We start from the raw sequence: 20,317 nt of genomic DNA on the forward strand, positions 1-20,317 counted from the left end.
CGTGGACGCCGAACTGACCAACCGGAGCCGGGACGCGATCAACGCGGCCAGCAGCCGCGCCGTGTCCGAGGGGCACGCCGACCTGACCCCCGCCCACCTGCTGCTCGCGCTGCTGACGGGTCAGGACAACGAGAACGTCATCGACCTGCTCGCGGCGGTCGACGCCGACCAGGCGGCCGTCCGCTCCGGCGCCGAGCGGCTCATCGCCGCCCTGCCGAGCGTCACCGGCTCCACGGTGGCGCCCCCGCAGCCCAGCCGCGACTTCCTCGCCGTCCTCGCCGACGCCGACCGGCGGGCGAAGGAGCTCGGCGACGACTACCTGTCCACCGAGCACCTCCTCGTCGGGGTCGCCGCCAAGGGCGGCCGTGCCGGTGAGATCCTCGACGGCCAGGGCGCGAGCGCATCGAAGCTGCTCGACGCGTTCGAGAAGAGCAGGGGAGGACGCCGGGTGACCACACCCGACCCGGAGGGGCAGTACAAGGCGCTGGAGAAGTTCGGCACGGACTTCACGGCCGCCGCGCGCGAGGGCAAGCTCGACCCGGTCATCGGCCGCGACCACGAGATCCGGCGCGTCGTCCAGGTGCTGTCCCGCCGCACCAAGAACAACCCGGTCCTCATCGGTGAGCCCGGCGTCGGCAAGACCGCCGTCGTCGAGGGCCTCGCCCAGCGGATCGTGAAGGGCGACGTGCCCGAGTCGCTGCGGAACAAGCGGCTGGTCTCGCTCGACCTCGGCGCGATGGTCGCCGGAGCGAAGTACCGGGGCGAGTTCGAGGAGCGCCTCAAGACCGTCCTCTCCGAGATCAAGGCGAGCGACGGCCAGATCATCACCTTCATCGACGAGCTGCACACGGTCGTCGGCGCGGGCGCGGGCGGCGACTCCGCCATGGACGCGGGCAACATGCTCAAGCCCATGCTGGCCCGGGGCGAGCTGCGCATGGTCGGCGCGACCACCCTCGACGAGTACCGCGAGCGGATCGAGAAGGACCCCGCCCTGGAGCGCCGCTTCCAGCAGGTCCTGGTCGCCGAGCCGACCGTCGAGGACACCGTCGCCATCCTGCGCGGGCTCAAGGGCCGGTACGAGGCCCACCACAAGGTGCAGATCAACGACTCCGCCCTGGTGGCCGCCGCGACCCTGTCCGACCGGTACATCACCTCCCGCTTCCTCCCCGACAAGGCCATCGACCTCGTCGACGAGGCCGCCTCCCGGCTCCGCATGGAGATCGACTCGTCCCCGGTCGAGATCGACGAGCTCCAGCGCTCCGTGGACCGCCTCCGCATGGAGGAGCTGGCCCTCAAGAACGAGACCGACGCGGCGAGCAAGCAGCGCCTGGACAAGCTCCGGCGCGACCTCGCCGACCGAGAGGAGGAACTGCGGGGCCTCACCGCCCGCTGGGAGAAGGAGAAGCAGTCCCTCAACCGGGTCGGCGAGCTGAAGGAACGCCTCGACGAACTCCGGGGCCGCGCCGAACGCGCCCAGCGCGACGGCGACTTCGACACCGCCTCCCAGCTCCTCTACGGCGAGATCCCGACCCTGGAACGGGAGCTGGAGGAGGCCACCGAGGCCGAGGCACGTCAGGAATCGGCCAAGGACACCATGGTCAAGGAGGAGGTCGGCCCCGACGACATCGCGGACGTCGTCGGCGCCTGGACCGGCATCCCCGCCGGGCGCCTCCTGGAGGGCGAGACGCAGAAGCTGCTCCGGATGGAGGACGAGCTGGGCAGGCGGCTGATCGGCCAGTCCGAGGCCGTCCGGGCCGTCTCCGACGCCGTGCGCAGGACCCGCGCGGGCATCGCCGACCCCGACCGGCCGACCGGCTCGTTCCTCTTCCTCGGCCCCACCGGCGTCGGCAAGACCGAGCTGGCGAAGGCGCTCGCCGACTTCCTCTTCGACGACGAGCGGGCCATGGTCCGCGTCGACATGTCGGAGTACGGCGAGAAGCACAGCGTCGCCCGGCTGGTCGGCGCGCCCCCCGGCTACGTCGGCTACGAGGAGGGCGGCCAGCTCACGGAGGCGGTCCGCCGCCGCCCGTACAGCGTCGTCCTGCTCGACGAGGTGGAGAAGGCGCACCCGGAGGTCTTCGACGTCCTGCTCCAGGTCCTCGACGACGGCCGCCTCACCGACGGCCAGGGCCGTACGGTCGACTTCCGCAACACGATCCTGATCCTCACGTCCAACCTGGGCAGCCAGTTCCTGGTGGACCGGGCCACCCCGGAGGACGTGAAGAAGCAGCAGGTCCTGGACGTCGTCCGGGCGAGCTTCAAGCCCGAGTTCCTCAACCGGCTCGACGACCTGGTGGTCTTCTCCGCGCTCGACCGGGCCGAGCTGGGCCGGATCGCCCGGCTCCAGATCGACCGGCTCGCCCAGCGGCTGGCCGACCGGCACCTCGCCCTGGAGGTCACCCCGGAGGCCCTGGAGTGGCTCGCCGACGAGGGCAACGACCCGGCGTACGGGGCCCGGCCGCTGCGCCGCCTCATCCAGACGGCGATCGGCGACCGGCTCGCCCGGGAGATCCTCGCGGGCGAGGTGCGGGACGGCGACACGGTCCTGGTGGACCGCTCGGGGGACGGCCTGGTCGTGGGCCCGGCGCGGTAGCGGTCCGGGCCCGGGGACGGGTGCGGTGAACCGGTCGCGCGGGTGCGGGCGACCGGTTCACGTCGGCTTCTTGTCAGCCCGCAGCGGATCGCGGGGGGTGGGGCTTGCCACGGACCGCCCGGCATGGGGGAGGATGGCGAGCATCCGTACGAAGGGAAATACACGGTGAGCATCGACCCGTCCTCGATTCCGAATTTCGGGGGCCCCCAGCCTCAGGCCGCAGGACCGGCGGGCCCCGTCGTCCCCGACCAGGACCTCGTCAAGCAGCTCCTCGAGCAGATGGAGCTGAAGTACGTCATCGACGACGAGGGTGACCTCGCGGCGCCGTGGGAGGAATTCCGCACGTACTTCATGTTCCGCGGTGAGGACGAGCAGCAGGTCTTCTCGGTGCGGACGTTCTACGACCGTCCCCACTCGGCCGACGACCGCGTCAAGATCCTCGACGCGATCGACGACTGGAACCGCCGCACCCTGTGGCCGAAGGTCTACACCCACCTGCACGAGGAGGAGGACGGCTCCGCCACCCTCCGCCTGATCGGTGAGGCGCAGATGCTGATCGGCACCGGCGTCGCCCTGGAGCACTTCGTGTCCTCCACGGTCAGCTGGGTCCGCGCCTCCATCGAGTTCGACAAGTGGGTCGTCGAGCAGTTCGGTCTGGAGACCCCGGAGGAGAAGTCCTCCGACGACGAGGCCTGATCCCCCTCGCCCTCGGGCCCGCCGTCCGCGCGGTCCCGAGGACGCCGTCCGCCCCCGGGCGGACACCGAGCCCGGCCGGAGCCGCGCCCACCAGGGCACGACTCCGACCGGGCTTCCGTCGTACGAAGGGCAGCCCGCCCGCCCGGAGCGCCCCGCCCGGTCCAGCGCGCCCGCCCGGCCCGGGATGCCTGTCCGGCCGGGACCCCGGCCCCGGCGCGCCGCTCAGCCGGAGAGCCGCTTGAGCCGTGCGACGGCCTCCTCCAGGACCTCGGTCTTCTTGCAGAAGGCGAAGCGGACGAAGGGGGCGCCCGCCTCGCGGTCGTCGTAGAAGACGGCGTTGGGGATGGCGACGACCCCGGCGCGTTCGGGCAGTGCCCGGCAGAAGGCGAAGCCGTCGTCGGTGCCGAGCGGGCGGATGTCGGTGGTGACGAAGTAGGTGCCCTCCGGGCGGTAGACCTCGAAACCGGCGGCGGCCAGGCCCTCGCTCAGCAGGTCCCGCTTGGCGGCGAGGTCCGCGCGGAGCCCGTCGAAGTAGGCGGCCGGCAGCCGCAGGGCCTCGGCGATCGCGTACTGGAAGGGCCCGGAGGAGACGTACGTCAGGAACTGCTTGGCGGAGCGCACGGCGGCCACGAGTTCCCGGCCGCCGGTGGCCCAGCCGACCTTCCAGCCGGTGAACGAGAACGTCTTGCCCGCCGAGCCGATGGTGAGGGTCCGCTCCCGCATCCCCGGCAGGGTGGCGACCGGGATGTGGGTGGCGCCCTCGAAGACCAGGTGCTCGTAGACCTCGTCGGCGACGACGAGCAGGTCCCGCTCCACCGCGAGTTCGGCGAGGGCGGTCAGTTCGGCCCGGCCGAGGACGGTACCGGTCGGATTGTGCGGGGTGTTGAGCAGGATCAGCCGGGTCCGGTCGGTGACGGCGGCCCGCAGTTCGTCGAGGTCGAGGACGTAGGCGCCCTCGTGGGGGCGGAGGGTCACCGGGACCCTGGTCCCGCCCGCCATGGCGATGCAGGCGGCGTACGAGTCGTAGTACGGCTCCAGGGCGATCACTTCGTCGCCCGGCTCGACCAGGGCGAGGAGCGCCGCCGCGATGGCCTCGGTGGCGCCCGCCGTGACGAGCACCTCGGTGTCCGGGTCGTACGCGAGGCCGTACCGGTCCCGCTGGTGGTCGGCGACGGCCGCGCGCAGCTCGGGGACGCCGGGGCCGGGCGGGTACTGGTTGCCCCGGCCGTCCCGCAGCGCGCGGACCGCGGCCTCCCGGACCTCCTCCGGGCCGTCGGTGTCGGGAAAGCCCTGACCGAGGTTGATCGACCCGGTCCTGACGGCGAGCGCGGACATCTCGGCGAAGATCGTCGTCCCGAACTCGGCGAGGCGGCGGTTGAGCAGCGGTCGTGTCATGACGGACATCCTGGGGCCAGGCTCCGGGATCGCTCAAGTACGGCTCCGGCGGGGCGCCGGGGCGCGCCGGGACGGACCGCCCCGAGCCGGGCCGGGAGGGACCGCTCCGGCGCGGGCGTCCGGGCGGGTGCCTCCCCGGGTGCGGCGCGGGTGTCCGGGCGGTCCCTCCCCGCGCGCGCCGGTCCGTCCCTCCCCGGGTCCGGTGTGCCGGGTGCCGGGTGCCGGGTGCCGGGTGCCGGGTGCTGGGTGTCGGGTGTCGGCTCCGTGCCGGTTCCGTCCCGGTCCGTCCCTTCCCGGGTGTCGGGTCCGTCCCGTTCCGTCCCTCCCTGCGCTGCCGAAGCTCTGGACTCGCTCAAGTCGGCTTTGGCGCCGGGCCGTACGGGGCATCCCCCTCGCACAGAAGAACGGGGGTAGTACCGATGGGAATATTCATCGTCCTCATGGGGGTCCTGGTCCTCGCCGGTGTGGTCTCCACCGTCCGGGAGCGGCGGCGCAAGAGCGCCCTGCGGCGGTCGAAGCGGTACCGCGGGCGGTCGGGCCGCTCCAACTGGGCCGACGGCGGGGGCGGGAGCGGCAGCTCCTGCGGCGGCACGAGTTCGTGCGGCGGGGGCGGGAGCTCGTGCGGTTCCAGCGGTTCCAGCTGCGGCGGAGGGGGCTGCGGCGGCGGCAGTTGAGCGGTGCGCCGGGGAGCGGCTCCCGGGTCGGCCGCCGGTCCCTCCGGGTTGAACAATTGAACTGTGGGGTCCCCGAAGGGGTTGGAAAACACGGCAAGTTGGGTAAAAACGCTGCGAGTCGCCCGGCGTCCGTGGTTCTCTCGCTCCTGACAGAGACAGCCCTCGGACCGTGTGTGGACCCGAGCCGGCGATTCCCCACTCCCGTTGAATCCCTCACCGGGGCGCCCCCGGCCCACCCGTCAAACCGTGTTTGCGGAGCCGACCCATGCTCACCACCCTGAAGACCTCCTACACCGACACCCGCGCGGCCGACCTGGCCTGGGCCCTCGGGCGCGAGCCGCTGCCCGCCCTCGCCATGCTCGACCTCGAACTCACGGGCGCCAAACTCCAGTTGAGGCTGCTCGGCGCCTCCCATCAGGTCCTCCTGGAGGAGGACGGGCGCGACTGCTCGGAGACCGTCGCCTGTATGCCGGGCAGCAGCACCCCGCTGCCGCTCGGCGTCTCCAAGCGCGTCGGCGAATGGGAATACGAATTCGCCGCACGGGTGGAGACCCTCTCGCACGGCTCCTTCGCGGGCCGCGCGCAGGAGTTGCTCGCCCTCGTCGCCGACCATCCCCATGGACTCGCGGGGACCTTCCCCGGCTCCCCGCACGCCTTCACGGCGATGCTGGCGCAGCGTCACGAGGGACAGGTCCGCTGGCGGACCTGGCACGCCTACCCGCAGGAAGGGCAGTTGGTGGTGACCAGGACCCGGATCGGCGCACGTATGCCCGCCACGCTCTGATACGCCCTCCGGGAGCCCCAGATGCACTCGTGTGGGTGACAAGGGGTACCCGGGTCGTGACGTAGCGTTACGGTCATGATCGAGCCGACCGTGACCATGCCACCCGAGGGGGTGCGGCGGGCGCCCGCGCGGCGGCCCGAGCCGCCGCGCGGAGCGGTGCGGTTCCCGGTCCTCGCGGTCGTCTTCGTCTGCGCCGCCTGCGGTCTGGTCTACGAGCTGGAACTGGTCGCGCTCGCCTCCTACTTGATCGGCGACTCGGTCACGCAGGCGTCCGTCGTGCTCTCCGTGATGGTCTTCGCCATGGGCGTGGGCTCCCTGCTGGCCAAGCGCCTGCGCTGCCGTGCCGCCGTCGGCTTCGGGCTGGTCGAGGCCGCGCTCGCGCTGGTCGGCGGCTGCTCCGCGATGGTGCTGTACGCGGCCTTCGCCTGGCTCGGCGAATCGCGGTACGTGCTGGTCGCGTTCTCGCTGACCATCGGGGTGCTCATCGGTGCCGAGATCCCGCTCCTGATGTCGCTGATACAGCGGGCCGGGCACTCCGAGGAGCGGCCGGGCCGCGCCGGGCGGGCGGGCCGTACCGGGCGGGCGGGCCGTACCGGGCGCAAGGCCTCCGTGGGCGAGCAGGACGACGCCGCGGGGACGGTCGCCGACCTCTTCGCCGCCGACTACGTCGGCGCGCTGGTCGGCGGCCTCGCCTTCCCCTTCCTGCTGCTGCCCTGGCTCGGGCAGCTCACCGCCGCCCTCGTCACCGGCGCGGTCAACGCGGTCGCGGGCGGCGGTCTCGTCCTCTGGGTCTTCCGCCGGGACCTGACCAACCGTTCCCGGGCCCTCCTCGTCGTCGTGAACCTGTCCGTCCTCGCCGTCCTCGCCACCGCGACCGTCCTCGTCGACGACTTCGAGCAGGCCGCCCGCCGGGCCGTCTACGGCGAGCGGGTGCGGGTCGCCGTCCACACCGACCTCCAGGAAGTGGTGGTGACCGGCCCGCCCGACGGCCCGCCCGACCTCTTCCTCGACGGCCGGCTGCGGGTCGCGGGACAGGACGAGTACCGCTACCACGAGGCCCTCGTCCACCCCGCGATGAACGGCCCGCACGCCCAGGTGCTGATCGTCGGCGGCGGCGACGGGATGGCCGCCCGCGAAGTCCTGCGCTACCCCGACGTCCGGGCCGTCACCGTCGTCGAGCTCGACCCGGGGGTCGTCCGGCTCGCCCGTACGGACCCGGCGCTGTCCGCGCTCAACGCGCGGGCGTTCCGCGACCCTCGGGTCCGGGTGGTCTACGCGGACGCCTTCCACTGGCTCCGGTCCTCCGGGGGCCGGGTGCGAGAGCGGTACGACGTGGTGGTCTCCGACCTGCCGGACCCCGGCATCACCCCCAGCACCAAGCTGTACTCGGAGGAGTTCTACGGCCTGGTGGCCCAGCGGCTCACCCCGTCCGGGCGCTTCGTCGTGCACGCCGGGTCCGCCACCGACCGGCCCCGCACCTACTGGACCGTCGAGGCCACCCTGCGCGCCGCGGGCTTCGCCACCCGCCCCTACAGCGCCTCCGGCCGCACCCCCGGCTTCGCGGCGGGCCCCGACCGCGCCGAGCGGGTCAGCGGCACCGGCCGGGGGCCCGGCGACTGGGGCTTCCTGCTCGCCGTGCCCGCGCCCCCCGGCGCCCCACCGCCCCCGCTCGGGCTCGCCCTCGACGCGCCCCGGCTGCGTTCGCTCGGCCCCGGCGGTCTGGCCGCCGCCGCGCGCCGCGCCGAACGGGCCCGGGGCACCCCGCCGCCGCCCTCCACCCTGATCCACCCCCGGTACGGCGGCTGAGGCCCGGCGGACCACCCGTACGGGTCCCGGTGCCGTCCCGGACGGACGAACAGGCGACGCCGCGCCCCCGCCTGAGTAGGCTCGGCTCCCATGGAGCATGAGGTGTTCGTTCCGGTCCCGGCCGAGGTCCTGCGCGCGACGCTCACCGACCCGGACCGGGTGGTGCGCTGCGTCCCCGGTCTCCAGAGGGACGCCGACGCGGCGGCGGGCCCCCTCACGGGCCGTCTCAAGGTGCGGGTCGGCGGCAACACCATCACCTACCGGGGCGTCCTGCGGATCGTCGAACGCGACGGCGCCATCACCTACGAGGGCCGGGGCACCGAGGTCCGGGGCAAGGGCTCCGCGGAACTCTCGCTCACCGTCGTCCTCACCCCGGCGGCCGAGGGCACCGGGCTGAGCTTCACCGGGGCGCTGACGGCGACCGGACGCCTCGCCGACGCGGCGGCGGAGACCCGGTCCACGGCGGGCGCCCGGCTGCTCGACCGGTTCGTGCGAGCGGTCACGGACCTGGCGGGATCCGCCGCGACGGCGGGAACGGCGGGGACGCCCCTGGAACCGGGAGCACTCGCGGAGACCGGGGGCGCGGGCGATCCCGCCGCCGGGTCCGGCGACGCCGGTCGTCCGTCCGCCGCCGACGGGGAGGCCGCCCGAGGGGGCCGGGCCCGCGACGGCGGCGAGTCCGCCGGTGCGGAAGGTCGCGGGGCCGCCGGTCGTGACGGCGGGGACCGCGAGGGCGTCGGCCACGAGGGCGCCGACCGCGAGGGCGCCAGGTCCGACCGCGCCGACCGTGCGGGCGCCGATCGCCGGGACGCGGGTCGCGGGCGCGCCGGGGCCGACGGCTCGGACGGCGCGGCGACCGACGGCGAGGGCCCGGGCGACGACGGCGAGGCTCCCGGAGGCGAGGGCACCGACGACGAGGGCTTCGATGGCGGCACCGGCGAAGGCTTCGGCCGCGGCGAGGGCTTCGGTCGCGACGGCGGCGAGGCGGACATCGTCGACGGCGGCGGCGAGGCCGACATCGTCGACGACGGTGCCGAGGAGTCCGGACAGGACTCCGTCTTCGACGTGTCCGTCCCGCCCTCCTCCCTCGACCCCCTCCTCGGCGAGGACTTCGGCGGGGCGCCGCTGGACCTCCCCGCCCCGCAGCCCGCCGCCGAGGCGGCCCACGCCCGCCGCACGATGATCGGACGGAGCGCCGAGGAGGTCGACCACGCCCCGCCGCGCGGCCGGTACGCCCCCGTGCCCGCGCCGGAGGCGAACAGCGCCGGGGCCACCCTGCGCTGGATCGCACCCGCCGCCGTCCTCGCCCTGGCCTCCGCCGTCGTCGTCGGCCGGGCCCTGCGCCGACGCCGCTGAACGGCGCCCACGGCGAGTGGCCCCGCCCGGTGCCCGGCACGATTAGGGTCGTCGCGTGAGTATGCAGACGCGACTGACGGCGGGCGACGCCGAGCTGACCATCAACCCCGGGCACGGCGGCCGGATCGAGAGCCTGCGCATCGGCGGCACCGAAGTGCTGCGCCAGGGCGAGCGGTTCGGCAGCTTCCCGATGGCACCCTGGTGCGGGCGGACCGAGAACGGGCGCTTCCGCAACGGGGCGACCGTCCATCAGCTGCCGGTCGACGCGGCCCCGCACGCCATCCACGGCACCGTCCGCCACCTGCCCTGGAAGACCGTACGGAGCTCAGCGGACGAAGCCGTCCTCACCTGTGAACTCGGCGACCCCTGGCCGTACCGGGGCCGGGTCACCCAGATCTTCGAGCTGGCCGAGGACTCCCTCACCCTCACCTTCGGGATCGAGACCTACGAGGACTCCTTCCCGGCCCAGGCCGGCTGGCACCCCTGGTTCCTGCGCAACCTCGGGCAGGGCGGCCAGGACGTGCGCCTCGACTTCGCCCCCGCCTGGCAGGAGGAGCGCGGCGAGGACCACCTCCCCACCGGGCGCCGGATCGACCCCCGCCCCGGCCCCTGGGACGACTGCTTCGGGATGCCCGACGGCGTCGACGCCACCCTCACCTGGCCGGACGAACTGGAACTGAGGATCACCAGCCGCGCCCCCTGGGCCGTCGTCTACGACGAGCCCGAGGAGGCCGTCTGCGTCGAGCCGCAGTCCGGCCCCCCGAACGGCCTCAACACCCACCCGCGTCTGGTCACCCCGATCGACCCGCTGGAGGTCGGCAGCACCTGGCGCTGGCGCCGCCCCTGAACAGCGCCCTCTAAGCTCGGGGCATGACTGACGTACGCGCTGAGCTGCTCCAGCAGATCAAGGACAAGGCCGTGGTGCACGGCAAGGTGACCCTCTCCTCGGGTCTGGAAGCCGACTACTACATCGACCTGCGCCGGATCACGCTGGACGGCGAGGCCGCGCCGATGGTGGGTCAGGTCATGCTCGACCTCACCGCCGGTCTGGACTTCGACTGCGTCGGCGGTCTCACCCTGGGCGCCGACCCGGTCGCCACCTCGATGCTGCACGCCTCCGCCGCGCGCGGACAGCGCCTCGACGCCTTCGTCGTCCGCAAGGCGCAGAAGGCCCACGGGATGCAGCGCCGGATCGAGGGGACCGACGTCAAGGGGCGCCGCTGCCTGGTGGTCGAGGACACCTCGACCACCGGTGGTTCGCCGCTGACCGCCGTCGAGGCGGTCCGTGAGGCCGGGGGCGAGGTCGTGGCGGTGGCGACGATCGTGGACCGGGGCGCCGCCGGGGCCATCTCGGGCGCGGGCCTCACGTACCTCACGGGTTACCAGCTGGGCGACCTCGGACTGGGCTAACCGCCGAGAACTCGTGACTTAGGTCCCGGGCCCCCGTACAGAACGGCCCTGACCTGCATTTTTGTCCAAGGGTGGGGTGTTTCACGTGAAACACCCCACCCTTCGGTGTGCCGTGCCCGTGGGACCCCGTACAAGAGTCTGGAAAGATGGGGGTGACGATGACGTCGCCCCCAGGTCAGGGACAGCAGTAGCACACACCCCGCACATCACAAGGAGCGGACGAATGCCCATCGCAACCCCCGAGGTCTACAACGAGATGCTCGACCGGGCGAAGGCAGGCAAGTTCGCCTACCCGGCCATCAACGTGACCTCGTCCCAGACCCTGCACGCTGCTCTGCGCGGCTTCGCGGAGGCCGAGAGCGACGGCATCATCCAGATCTCGACCGGTGGAGCCGAGTTCCTGGGCGGTCAGTACAGCAAGGACATGGTCACGGGCGCCGTAGCCCTGGCCGAGTTCGCGCACATCGTCGCCGCGAAGTACGACATCACGGTCGCGCTGCACACCGACCACTGCCCCAAGGACAAGCTGGACACGTACGTCCGTCCGCTGATCGAGGTCTCCGCCGCGCGCGTCGCCCGTGGCGAGAACCCCCTGTTCCAGTCCCACATGTGGGACGGCTCCGCCGAGACCCTCGCGGACAACCTGGCCATCGGCCAGGAGCTGCTCGCGAAGGCCGCCGCCGCCAGGATCATCCTGGAGGTCGAGATCACCCCGACCGGCGGCGAGGAGGACGGCGTCAGCCACGAGATCAACGACGAGCTGTACACCACCGTCGACGACGCGCTGCGCACCGCCGAGGCCCTCGGCCTGGGCGAGAAGGGCCGCTACCTGCTGGCCGCGTCCTTCGGCAACGTCCACGGCGTCTACAAGCCGGGCAACGTCGTGCTCCGCCCCGAGCTCCTCAAGGACCTCCAGGCCGGTGTCGGCGAGAAGTACGGCAAGGCGTCCCCGTTCGACTTCGTCTTCCACGGCGGCTCGGGCTCCACGGCCGAGGAGATCGCCACCGCGCTGGAGAACGGCGTCGTGAAGATGAACCTGGACACCGACACCCAGTACGCCTTCACGCGTCCGGTGGTCAACCACATGTTCAAGAACTACGACGGCGTGCTGAAGGTCGACGGCGAGGTCGGCGTCAAGTCGACCTACGACCCGCGCACCTGGGGCAAGCTGGCCGAGGCGGGCATGGCCGCCCGGGTGACCGAGGCGTGCGGCGCGCTCCGCTCGACCGGCACCAAGATGAAGTGATGAAGTAAGAGCCTTGAGCGAAGGGCCCGGTACCTCCCCGAGGTGCCGGGCCCTTCGTGCGTCGACAGGGAGGGCCCGTATGTACGACTTCGACCGAATAGTGGACCGGCGCGGCACCTGGTCGGTCCAGTGGGACGGGATCGCGGACCGCTTCGGCGTCCCCGACCTGCTCCCCTTCACCATCTCCGACATGGACTTCGCCTCCCCGCCGGAGGTGCTCGCCGCCCTGCGCGAGCGGGTCGACCACGGGGTCTTCGGTTACACGGACTGGCGGCTCGGGGAGTTCCGGGAGGCGATACGCGACTGGTACGCGAACCGGTTCGACACCGTGATCGACACCGAGTCCCTGGTGTACGCGCCGTCCGTGCTCAACCAGCTCTCCCAGCTGCTCCAGATGTGGACGGAGCCCGGCCAGGGCGTGGTCGTGCACAGACCCACCTACGACGGCTTCCGCAAGGCCGTCACCGGGCTCGGACGGGAGCTGCGGGGCGTCCCGCTCGGTGACGAGGAGGCCCTGGAACGCGAACTGGCCCGCCCCGACAGCCGGATGCTGCTGCTCTGCTCCCCGCACAACCCGACCGGACGGGTGTGGACGGAGGAGGAACTCACCGGATTCGCCCGGCTGGCCGAACGGCACGGCGTCGCCGTCGTCAGCGACGAGATCCACGCGGACCTGACCACCGAGGGCCACCGGCACGTCCCCTGGGCCCGGATCGCCGAGCCCGGCAGGGGCCGCCGCTGGGCGCTGCTCACCTCGGGCACCAAGGCGTTCAACTTCCCCGCGCTCTCGGGCTCGTACGGGATCCTCGGCGACCCCGACGAGCGCACGGAGTTCGTCCGGCGGATGGAGACCGGACAGGGCCTCGCCTCGCCCGCGGTGCTCTCGCTGACCGCGCACATCGCCGCCTACCGGCACGGCGTGCCCTGGCTGGACGCCCTGCGCGGCTATGTGGCGGGCACGATGGACGGGCTCCGCAAGAGCCTGGCCGAGGGGCTTCCCGGGGTGGTCTGGGAGCCGCCGCAGGCCGGATACCTGGCCTGGATCGACCTGCGCCCGCTCGGCATCGAGGAGGCCCGGCTCCAGGAGGAGCTGGTGGCCGTGGAGAAGGTCGCGATCATGCCGGGCGGGGTCTACGGCACACCGGGCTTCGTCCGGCTGAACGTGGGCTGCCCCCGTGAGAAGGCCGAGCGGGGCACGGAGGCGCTGATCCGCGCGGCGAACCGGCTGCGGACGGGCTGACGGCCCTGCGGCCGGGCGGGTGGGCCGCCGGGGCGTCGGGACCGCCGGGCGCCCCACGGGGCTCCGCCCGGCAACCGGCCGGGTCGCGCCGGCGGTGTCGCGCCGATGGGCGAACGCGGGTGCTTCGCGGGACCATGCAGGCATGGGTGAGCGGGATGTGCGGATGGCCTCGGCGAAGGGGCGGTGGATCGTCTTCACCACCGTCCTCGGCTCCGGGATGGCCCTGCTCGACTCCACCGTCGTCAACGTGGCCCTGCCGCACATCGGGGACGACCTCGGCGCCGACCTCGCCGTCCTCCAGTGGACGGTCAACGCCTACATGCTCACCCTGGCCGGGCTGATCCTGCTCGGCGGCTCGCTCGGGGACCGCTTCGGACGGCGGCGGGTCTTCGTGATCGGCGTGGTGTGGTTCGCGCTGGCGTCGCTGCTGTGCGGGCTCGCCCCGAACGCCGGGATCCTCATCGGTGCCCGCGCCCTCCAGGGCATCGGCGGCGCGCTGCTCACCCCCGGCTCGCTCGCGCTGATCCAGGCGAGCTTCCACGAGGACGACCGGGCCAGGGCGGTCGGCCTGTGGTCCGGCTTCGGCGGCGTGGGGGCGGCGATCGGGCCGTTCGTGGGCGGCTGGCTGGTGGACGGGCCGGGCTGGCGCTGGGTGTTCCTGCTGAACGTGCCGCTCGCCGCCGTGTGCGTCCCGGTGGCGCTGCGGCACGTGCCGGAGTCGCGGGACAGGGTCGCGCACGGCCGGTTCGACGTGCTCGGCGCGTTCCTCGGCGCGATGGCGCTCGCCCTCGTGACGTACGCGCTGATCGGCGCCACCTGGTGGGCGGGGGCCGCCGGGGTGCTGGCCGGGGCCGGGTTCGTGGCGGTGGAGCGGCGGCGCGGCGAGGCGGCGATGGTGCCGCCGTCGATCTTCGCGTCCCGGACGTTCACGGCGGTGAACCTGGTGACGCTGTGCGTGTACGCGGCGTTCGGCGGGTTCTTCTTCCTGGCCGCGCTCCAGCTCCAGGTGGTCTCGGGCTATTCGGCGCTCGGAGCCGGTACGGCCCTGCTGCCGACGACCGTCCTGATGCTGCTGTTCTCCGCGCGGGCGGGGGAGCTGGGGGAGCGGATCGGGCCCCGCGTCCCGCTCACGGTCGGGCCGCTGCTGTGCGCGGCGGGGATGCTGCTGATGCTGCGGGTCGGTGAGCACGCCTCGTACGTACGGGACGTGCTGCCCGCGCTGCTGGTGCTCGGGCTCGGGATGACCGCGCTGGTGGCGCCGCTGACCGCGACCGTCCTGGCCTCGGTGGACGTGTCCCGGGCGGGGCTCGCGAGCGGCATCAACAACGCGGCGGCGCGGGCGGCGGGACTGCTCGCGGTGGCCGCGCTGCCGCTGCTGGCCGGGATGGGGCCGGAGGCGTACCGCTCGGCGGAGGAGTTCGGGTCGACGTTCCGGCGGGCGATGCCGATGTGCGCGGGCGTCCTGGTGGTGGGCGCGGTGCTGGCCTGGACGACCCTGCGGACCCGCCCCGCGCGGGCGGACTGCCACCCCGACTGCAAGGTCCACTGCGGGGTGACGTCCCCGCCCCTCGACCCGGGCGAGCGGGACGCCCCGGCCTGAGGCCCCCGCAGACCCCTCCGGGCCTCCACGGGGGTGGGGAGGCCAGGTCCCCTCCCCGGGGTGGGGAAGGCAGGCCCTGGGGCCCAGGAGGGCCCGCGTCCCGGCGCAGAGGCGGTCCTTGCCCGGCCTTGCCCGCCTGCCCGCCTGTCCTGCCCTGTCCGCCTGCCCGGCCCGGACTTGCCCTGCCTGCCTGCCTGGCCCGGCCCGCCTGTCCTGCCCGGACTTGCCCTGTCCTGCCCGCACGCCTGCCCGCCTGCCTTGCCTTGCCCGGTCCGCCCGGCCTTGCCGCCCTGCCTGCCCGCCCAGTCCTCACGGCCCGGCTGAGGCCCCGCTCCGGTCCCACTCGGGTCCCGCTTCCCGGTCCCGCTCCGGTCCCGTGGGTCCCGGCTCCGGCCCTCGTGGTCCGTGTCCGTGGGGCCGTCGCCGGTCCGATCCGCCGGGTGGGCGGAGCCCTCGGGGGACGTCCGGGTCCGGGTGGGCGGGGGTCTGGGGCAGACTGGGCCCATGGCCATCCACGAGAACCTTCTGGGGGGACCGGCCCCCACCCACCTGCCCGACGACCCGGGGCCGCGCGAGCTGCTCGCGAACGGTACGGCCCCGGCGGACGTCGCCGCGAAGTACCCGACGTCCTCGCTCGCCTGGGCCCGGCTCGCGGACGACGCGTACGAGCGCGGCTCGGTCGTCGAGTCGTACGCCTACGCCCGCACCGGCTACCACCGGGGCCTCGACGCGCTCCGCCGCAGCGGCTGGAAGGGCCACGGCCCGGTGCCGTGGGAGCACGAGCCGAACCGAGGCTTCCTGCGCGCCCTGCACGCCCTCGCCCGAGCGGCCGGGGACATCGGCGAGAAGGACGAGTACGAGCGCTGCTCGACCTTCCTGCGGGACTCCTCGGAGACCGCCGCGGAGACGCTCGGCTGAGTCCGCGTCCGGCCCGGCACCCTCCGTCCCGCCCGTCCTGACCCGATCTCCCCCTGTCCCGGAGGACAGGGGGAGATCAGGACACGCCACCTCGGCCCGTTCGAGACATGTTCGATACGGCCGGTACGATCCCCGGGACCGCAGGACCGAACCAGCCGGTACCGAGGCCCCTTTCCTCTCCCCCACTGCCGGCCGACGCAGGGGAGAAGTCTGCCGTGGGCAAGCGCGTGGTACCCGCAGGACGACGGCGACGAACGGGGACCCGGCGCGGAAGCGGGAACGGACGCGGTCCCGCGCCCCGGCTCGTCCTGCCGGCCCTGGCCCTGATCACCGTGGCGCTCGGCGCGGGCGCCGCCCTCGTCCACTACGACGGCCCGGCGAAGGACACCGCCGCCCCCGCACCGGGAGCGACGACGGCGACCCCCGCCCCGGCCCCCACCCCCCGGCCCACCACGGCGAAGCCGAAGCCGAAACCCGAGCCGAAACCGAAACCGAAGCCCAAGCCGACCTCGTCGAAGAAGGCGGAGAAGGCAGAGAAGGCGGAGAACGGCCAGGAACGGGTGGCCGTCCCGCGGTCCGGCACCGGCAGGTTCCTCACCGCGCGGGCGTCCGGCCCGCCCGTCGGCCACGGCGGGACGCTCCGCCGCTACCGGGTGCAGGTCGAGGAGGGCGTCGCGCTGTCGGCGACGGAGACCGCCGCCGAGATCCAGCGCGTCCTGGCCCATCCGCGCGGCTGGGCGGCGCACGGCAGGGGCCGGTTCCAGCTCGTCTCGGAGAACGCCGACTTCGTCATCAGGATCGCCACCCCGGACACCGCGGACGCGCTCTGCCGCGAGCAGGGCCTGGACACCCGGGGCGAGCTGAACTGCGAGACCACCGACGGGGTGGTGGTCAACCTGAAGCGCTGGATGCTGGGCTCGCCGACCTTCGCGGGGGCGCCCGCCGCATACCGGCACCTGATCATCAACCACGAGGTCGGACACGAGATAGGCATCCGGCAGCACCTCGGCTGCCCGGGTCCGGGCAGGCCCGCGCCCGCGATGATGCAGCAGATCAAGGGCCTGAACGGCTGCCATTCGAACGCGTTTCCGTACGCCGAAGACGGGAGCTACATCACGGGCCCGATCGTGTCATGATGCGCTTGGGACGCCGTGCGACGAGGCATCCGTCCCGAGGGGACCGGGGCTCCCGTGCCGCAGCGTGAGAGCGCGGGCGCGGTGGAGCGGACCGCTACCCGGTAATACGTATCGAGGAGACAGAAATGTCCACCTTCCCCGATGCCGGAGCCGGTTCGGTCGCCGATGACCCGAACCTCGACTTCGCGGGTACCACGCCGTACGAGGACTACGTCCAGGCGGACGTCCTCACCCACCTCCAGCACCTCCGCTCGGACGACCCCGGCGAGATGGTCTTCCTGGTCACCACCCAGGTCATGGAACTGTGGTTCACGGTGATCGTCCACGAGTGGGAGACCGCGGGCCGCGCCCTGCGCGAGGACCGGGTCCCCGACGCGAGGGACGCCCTCAAGCGCTCGGTGCGCGAGCTGGAGGCCCTCAACCACTCCTGGCGGCCCCTCGCCCAGCTCACCCCGGCCCAGTTCAACTCCTACCGGGGCGCGCTCGGCGAGGGCTCCGGGTTCCAGTCCGCGATGTACCGGCGGATGGAGTTCCTCCTCGGCGAGAAGTCGGCGTCCATGCTCGTCCCGCACCGGGGCGCGCCCCGCGTCCACGCCGAGCTGGAGAAGGCGCTGCACGAGCCGAGCCTGTACGACGAGGCCCTCGGCCTGCTCGCCCGGCGCGGTCTGCCCGTACCGCCCGAGGTGCTCTCCCGCGACCTCGCGCGGCGGTACGAGCCCTCGGCCGGGGTCGAGGCGGTCTGGGCCGGGATCTACGCGGACCCGGAGGGGAACGCGGAGCTGATCGGGCTCGGCGAGGCCCTGAGCGACGTCGCCGAACTGGTCTGGCGCTGGCGCAACGACCATCTGGTGGCGACCCGGCGCGCGATGGGCTCGAAGACCGGCACCGGCGGTTCGGCGGGCGTGGCCTGGCTGGAGAAGCGGGCCCAGAAGAACGTGTTCCCCGAGCTGTGGACGGCGCGCAGCCATGTCTGAGGCGCTGAGGGGCCGGGCCCTGGAGCTCGACGCCGCCGACCCGCTCGCCGGGCACCGGAAGAAGTTCGCCCTCGACGAGGGGACCGTCTACCTGGACGGCAACTCGCTGGGCGCGCTGCCCGTCCATGTCCCGGAGCGGATGGCCGACGTCCTCACCCGTGAGTGGGGCGAGCTGCGCATCCGCTCCTGGGACGAGTCGGGCTGGTGGACCGCGCCGGAGCGGGTCGGCGACCGGATCGCGCCGATCGTGGGCGCCGCCGCCGGGCAGATCGTGGTCGGCGACTCGACCAGCGTGAACGTCTTCAAGGCGGTCGTCGCCGCCGTCCGGCTCGCCGGTGCGGGGCGCGACGAGATCCTCGTCGACGCGACGACCTTTCCCACGGACGGGTACATCGCGGAGTCGGCCGCGCGGATGACGGGGCACCGGATCGTGCCCGTCGAGCCCGCCGCGATGGCGGGCGCGGCCGGTCCCCGGACCGCCGCCGCGCTCGTCAACCACGTCGACTACCGCTCCGGGCGGCTCCACGACCTGCCGGGCGTCACGGCGGCGCTGCACGCGGCGGGCGCGCTCGCGGTGTGGGACCTGTGCCACAGCGCGGGCGCCCTGCCGGTCGGCCTGGACACCCACGGGGTCGATCTGGCGGTCGGCTGCACGTACAAGTATCTGAACGGCGGGCCGGGCGCGCCCGCCTACCTGTACGTCGCCGAGCGGCACCAGACGGCCTTCGACTCGCCGCTGCCGGGCTGGAACTCGCACGCCGATCCGTTCGCCATGACCCCCGGGTACGAGGCGGCGGCCGGTGCCGTGCGGGGCCGGGTGGGCACGCCGGACATCCTGTCGCTGCTGGCCCTGGAGTCGGCGCTCGACGTCTGGGACGGGGTCGCGGTCGAGGACGTGCGGGTCAAGTCCCTCGCCCTGACGGACTTCTTCCTGGAGTGCGTGCGGGCGTACGCGCCGGTGGGCCGGGTCGTCCCGGTGACGCCCGGGGCCCACGGGGAGCGGGGCAGTCAGATCGCGCTCGGCTGCCCGGACGCGCCCGCCGTCATGGCGGAGCTGATCCGGCGCGGTGTCGTCGGCGACCTGCGCCGCCCGGACGTGCTGCGGTTCGGCTTCACCCCGCTGTACGTCGGTTTCGCGGACGCGGAGCGGGCGGCGCGGACCCTCGCGGAGGTCCTGGCGGACCGCCCCGCCTGAGCCCGGCCGGGGAATCCCGCCCGGGGTACGGCGCGACCGTCCGGCGGCGCCGCACCCCGGCAGGTCGGCGCCGGGCCCCGGCAGGTCGGCGCCGCGCTCCGGCCCGGCGGCGCGGTGCCGCGTCTGGCGGCTCCGCGCCACGGGCGGGCGGCTCCGCGCCCCCTGCGGTCGGCGCCGCCCCCGGGTCCGGCGCCGTCGCGCCACCCGGTGGGCGCCGCCGTGGCCCTCGACCCTCCCGGCCGTACGTACCGTCCGATGATCGACTGATCCGCCAGGGCTTCCGGTGCTGGTACCGTCCCCGCAGGTCAGGCCAAGTCGGCCCCGTACCGGAGAGGTTGGAACAGCATGTCGGACCCCGCCGCGCGCGGTGCCGCCGAAGAGGCGTCCGCCTTCTCGCACCCGGCCGTCGCCCCGGACGCCTCCGCGGCCTACGGCGACCACCCGGACCAGGTGATCGACTTCTACGCGCCCCGGGACGGCGCGACCCGCGCCCCGCTCGTGGTCGCCCTGCACGGGGGCGCCTGGCGGGCGCCGTACGACCGGGCGCACCTGACGCCGTTCGTGGACTTCCTGGCCCGGCGGGGCTTCGCCGTCGCCAGCGTCGAGTACCGGCGCGGCGGCGGCCTCCCCCGGCAGGGCGGTGCCGCCCCGGTCGCCGGACGCTGGCCGGAGACCTTCGACGACGTGGCCGCCGCGCTCGACGCCGTACCGGAACTCGCCGCCGCGCACCTGCCGCAGGCCGACACCGGGCGGACCGTGCTCACCGGCCACTCGGCGGGCGGCCAGCTCGCCCTGTGGGCCGCCGCCCGGCACGTGCTGCCCGCCGGATCGCCGTGGCGGCTGTCCGGCCCGCCGCCGCTGCGCGGGGTCGTCGCGCTCGCCCCGATCGCCCACTTCGGCCGCGCCGTCGAGCTGGGGGTGTGCGGCGGGGCGGTCACCGAACTGCTCGGGGGACCGGACGCGGCCGGGGACCGGGCGGCCTCCGTCGATCCCTCGCTGCTGCTGCCGACCGGGATCGCGACCATCGTCGTCCAGGGCCGCGAGGACCTGGAGGTGCCCCCCGCCGTCGCCGACGCGTACGCCGACGCCGCCGCGGCGGCCGGGGAGGCGGTCGGCCTGACGCTCCTGGAGGGCGTCGGGCACTTCCCGCTGATCGACCCGGCGGCCGACGCCTGCGCGGTGGTCGCGGAGGAGATCGCCCAGCTCGCCTGGTGACGGCGGCGCGGGGAACGGGGGACGCGGGAGGTCCCGCCTCCGGGCGGAACACTGGGTTCCGTAGTACTCAGGAGGGACC

The 20,317-nt window shown here is 74.0% G+C and carries 17 protein-coding genes; 16 read left to right on the forward strand and 1 reads right to left on the reverse strand.

Annotation, left to right across the window (positions count from 1 at the left end; all coding sequences use genetic code 11):
- The first annotated feature begins 1 nt into the window (after position 1).
- Both clpB and ACFXGN_RS06060 read left to right on the forward strand, forming a co-directional pair.
- Positions 2 to 2,593, forward strand: coding sequence for an ATP-dependent chaperone ClpB (clpB, locus tag ACFXGN_RS06055; RefSeq protein ID WP_384854032.1), 2,592 nt, complete (start codon positions 2 to 4; stop codon positions 2,591 to 2,593).
- A 165-nt stretch (positions 2,594 to 2,758) separates the two neighbouring features.
- On the forward strand, positions 2,759 to 3,289 hold the full coding sequence (locus tag ACFXGN_RS06060) for a YbjN domain-containing protein (protein WP_384854034.1): 531 nt from the start codon (positions 2,759 to 2,761) through the stop codon (positions 3,287 to 3,289).
- 222 nt (positions 3,290 to 3,511) lie between these two features.
- On the opposite strand, the gene ACFXGN_RS06065 is transcribed toward ACFXGN_RS06060, so the two are convergent.
- Positions 3,512 to 4,693 (reverse strand): pyridoxal phosphate-dependent aminotransferase, encoded by a 1,182-nt coding sequence (locus ACFXGN_RS06065; protein ID WP_384854037.1) that lies wholly within the window; start codon positions 4,691 to 4,693, stop codon positions 3,512 to 3,514.
- 410 nt (positions 4,694 to 5,103) lie between these two features.
- Here ACFXGN_RS06065 and ACFXGN_RS06070 point away from each other — a divergent pair, with 410 nt between their 5' ends.
- The 14 genes from ACFXGN_RS06070 to ACFXGN_RS06135 all read left to right on the forward strand — a co-directional run bounded on the left by ACFXGN_RS06070 (position 5,104) and on the right by ACFXGN_RS06135 (position 20,238).
- Positions 5,104 to 5,358, forward strand: a complete 255-nt coding sequence (locus tag ACFXGN_RS06070; protein ID WP_384854039.1) for a hypothetical protein — start codon at positions 5,104 to 5,106, stop codon at positions 5,356 to 5,358.
- 265 nt (positions 5,359 to 5,623) lie between these two features.
- Positions 5,624 to 6,142, forward strand: coding sequence for a DUF2617 family protein (locus tag ACFXGN_RS06075; RefSeq protein WP_384854042.1), 519 nt, complete (start codon positions 5,624 to 5,626; stop codon positions 6,140 to 6,142).
- A 96-nt stretch (positions 6,143 to 6,238) separates the two neighbouring features.
- Positions 6,239 to 7,948 carry a spermidine synthase gene (locus ACFXGN_RS06080; protein WP_384854540.1) on the forward strand — a complete coding sequence of 570 codons (1,710 nt, stop codon included), beginning with the start codon at positions 6,239 to 6,241 and terminating at the stop codon, positions 7,946 to 7,948.
- Positions 7,949 to 8,038: 90 nt separating this feature from the next.
- Complete coding sequence (locus ACFXGN_RS06085; RefSeq protein ID WP_384854045.1) at positions 8,039 to 9,304, forward strand: SRPBCC family protein; 1,266 nt, start codon at positions 8,039 to 8,041, stop codon at positions 9,302 to 9,304.
- A gap of 61 nt (positions 9,305 to 9,365) precedes the next feature.
- Positions 9,366 to 10,151 (forward strand): aldose 1-epimerase, encoded by a 786-nt coding sequence (locus ACFXGN_RS06090; protein ID WP_384854543.1) that lies wholly within the window; start codon positions 9,366 to 9,368, stop codon positions 10,149 to 10,151.
- Between the two features lie 23 nt (positions 10,152 to 10,174).
- The gene (gene pyrE, locus ACFXGN_RS06095; protein WP_366441951.1) at positions 10,175 to 10,714 is read left to right on the forward strand and encodes an orotate phosphoribosyltransferase; all 540 of its coding nucleotides are present in this window, start codon (positions 10,175 to 10,177) and stop codon (positions 10,712 to 10,714) included.
- A gap of 223 nt (positions 10,715 to 10,937) precedes the next feature.
- Positions 10,938 to 11,960 carry a class II fructose-bisphosphate aldolase gene (gene fbaA, locus ACFXGN_RS06100; protein WP_366441952.1) on the forward strand — a complete coding sequence of 341 codons (1,023 nt, stop codon included), beginning with the start codon at positions 10,938 to 10,940 and terminating at the stop codon, positions 11,958 to 11,960.
- A gap of 79 nt (positions 11,961 to 12,039) precedes the next feature.
- Positions 12,040 to 13,200: a MalY/PatB family protein gene (locus ACFXGN_RS06105; RefSeq protein WP_384854048.1), complete on the forward strand. Its 1,161-nt coding sequence runs from the start codon at positions 12,040 to 12,042 to the stop codon at positions 13,198 to 13,200.
- A 142-nt stretch (positions 13,201 to 13,342) separates the two neighbouring features.
- Positions 13,343 to 14,800 (forward strand): MFS transporter, encoded by a 1,458-nt coding sequence (locus ACFXGN_RS06110; protein ID WP_384854050.1) that lies wholly within the window; start codon positions 13,343 to 13,345, stop codon positions 14,798 to 14,800.
- A 504-nt stretch (positions 14,801 to 15,304) separates the two neighbouring features.
- Positions 15,305 to 15,718: a DUF3151 domain-containing protein gene (locus tag ACFXGN_RS06115; protein ID WP_366441955.1), complete on the forward strand. Its 414-nt coding sequence runs from the start codon at positions 15,305 to 15,307 to the stop codon at positions 15,716 to 15,718.
- A gap of 215 nt (positions 15,719 to 15,933) precedes the next feature.
- On the forward strand, positions 15,934 to 16,854 hold the full coding sequence (locus ACFXGN_RS06120; protein ID WP_384854052.1) for a DUF3152 domain-containing protein: 921 nt from the start codon (positions 15,934 to 15,936) through the stop codon (positions 16,852 to 16,854).
- Positions 16,855 to 16,979: 125 nt separating this feature from the next.
- Positions 16,980 to 17,828 carry a tryptophan 2,3-dioxygenase family protein gene (locus ACFXGN_RS06125; RefSeq protein ID WP_384854055.1) on the forward strand — a complete coding sequence of 283 codons (849 nt, stop codon included), beginning with the start codon at positions 16,980 to 16,982 and terminating at the stop codon, positions 17,826 to 17,828.
- Positions 17,821 to 19,023 carry a kynureninase gene (gene kynU, locus ACFXGN_RS06130; RefSeq protein ID WP_384854058.1) on the forward strand — a complete coding sequence of 401 codons (1,203 nt, stop codon included), beginning with the start codon at positions 17,821 to 17,823 and terminating at the stop codon, positions 19,021 to 19,023. Before ACFXGN_RS06125 ends, kynU begins: the two co-directional genes overlap by 8 nt.
- 345 nt (positions 19,024 to 19,368) lie before the next feature.
- Complete coding sequence (locus ACFXGN_RS06135) at positions 19,369 to 20,238, forward strand: alpha/beta hydrolase (protein WP_384854061.1); 870 nt, start codon at positions 19,369 to 19,371, stop codon at positions 20,236 to 20,238.
- The last annotated feature ends 79 nt before the right edge of the window (positions 20,239 to 20,317 follow it).

This window comes from Streptomyces sp. NPDC059247 (assembly GCF_042754005.1).
Taxonomy (GTDB): domain Bacteria; phylum Actinomycetota; class Actinomycetes; order Streptomycetales; family Streptomycetaceae; genus Streptomyces.

Excerpts from the sequence above, each read along its gene's own strand:
- pyrE (WP_366441951.1), top strand. The coding sequence starts at position 10,175 with ATGACTGACGTACGCGCTGAGCTGCTCCAGCAGATCAAGGACAAGGCC.
- ACFXGN_RS06110 (WP_384854050.1), top strand. The coding sequence starts at position 13,343 with ATGGGTGAGCGGGATGTGCGGATGGCCTCGGCGAAGGGGCGGTGGATC.
- ACFXGN_RS06125 (WP_384854055.1), top strand. The coding sequence starts at position 16,980 with ATGTCCACCTTCCCCGATGCCGGAGCCGGTTCGGTCGCCGATGACCCG.
- ACFXGN_RS06090 (WP_384854543.1), top strand. The coding sequence starts at position 9,366 with ATGCAGACGCGACTGACGGCGGGCGACGCCGAGCTGACCATCAACCCC.
- ACFXGN_RS06105 (WP_384854048.1), top strand. The coding sequence starts at position 12,040 with ATGTACGACTTCGACCGAATAGTGGACCGGCGCGGCACCTGGTCGGTC.
- ACFXGN_RS06135 (WP_384854061.1), top strand. The coding sequence starts at position 19,369 with ATGTCGGACCCCGCCGCGCGCGGTGCCGCCGAAGAGGCGTCCGCCTTC.
- ACFXGN_RS06065 (WP_384854037.1), bottom strand. The coding sequence starts at position 4,693 with ATGTCCGTCATGACACGACCGCTGCTCAACCGCCGCCTCGCCGAGTTC.
- ACFXGN_RS06080 (WP_384854540.1), top strand. The coding sequence starts at position 6,239 with ATGCCACCCGAGGGGGTGCGGCGGGCGCCCGCGCGGCGGCCCGAGCCG.
- ACFXGN_RS06070 (WP_384854039.1), top strand. The coding sequence starts at position 5,104 with ATGGGAATATTCATCGTCCTCATGGGGGTCCTGGTCCTCGCCGGTGTG.
- ACFXGN_RS06085 (WP_384854045.1), top strand. The coding sequence starts at position 8,039 with ATGGAGCATGAGGTGTTCGTTCCGGTCCCGGCCGAGGTCCTGCGCGCG.
- kynU (WP_384854058.1), top strand. The coding sequence starts at position 17,821 with ATGTCTGAGGCGCTGAGGGGCCGGGCCCTGGAGCTCGACGCCGCCGAC.
- ACFXGN_RS06075 (WP_384854042.1), top strand. The coding sequence starts at position 5,624 with ATGCTCACCACCCTGAAGACCTCCTACACCGACACCCGCGCGGCCGAC.
- fbaA (WP_366441952.1), top strand. The coding sequence starts at position 10,938 with ATGCCCATCGCAACCCCCGAGGTCTACAACGAGATGCTCGACCGGGCG.
- ACFXGN_RS06115 (WP_366441955.1), top strand. The coding sequence starts at position 15,305 with ATGGCCATCCACGAGAACCTTCTGGGGGGACCGGCCCCCACCCACCTG.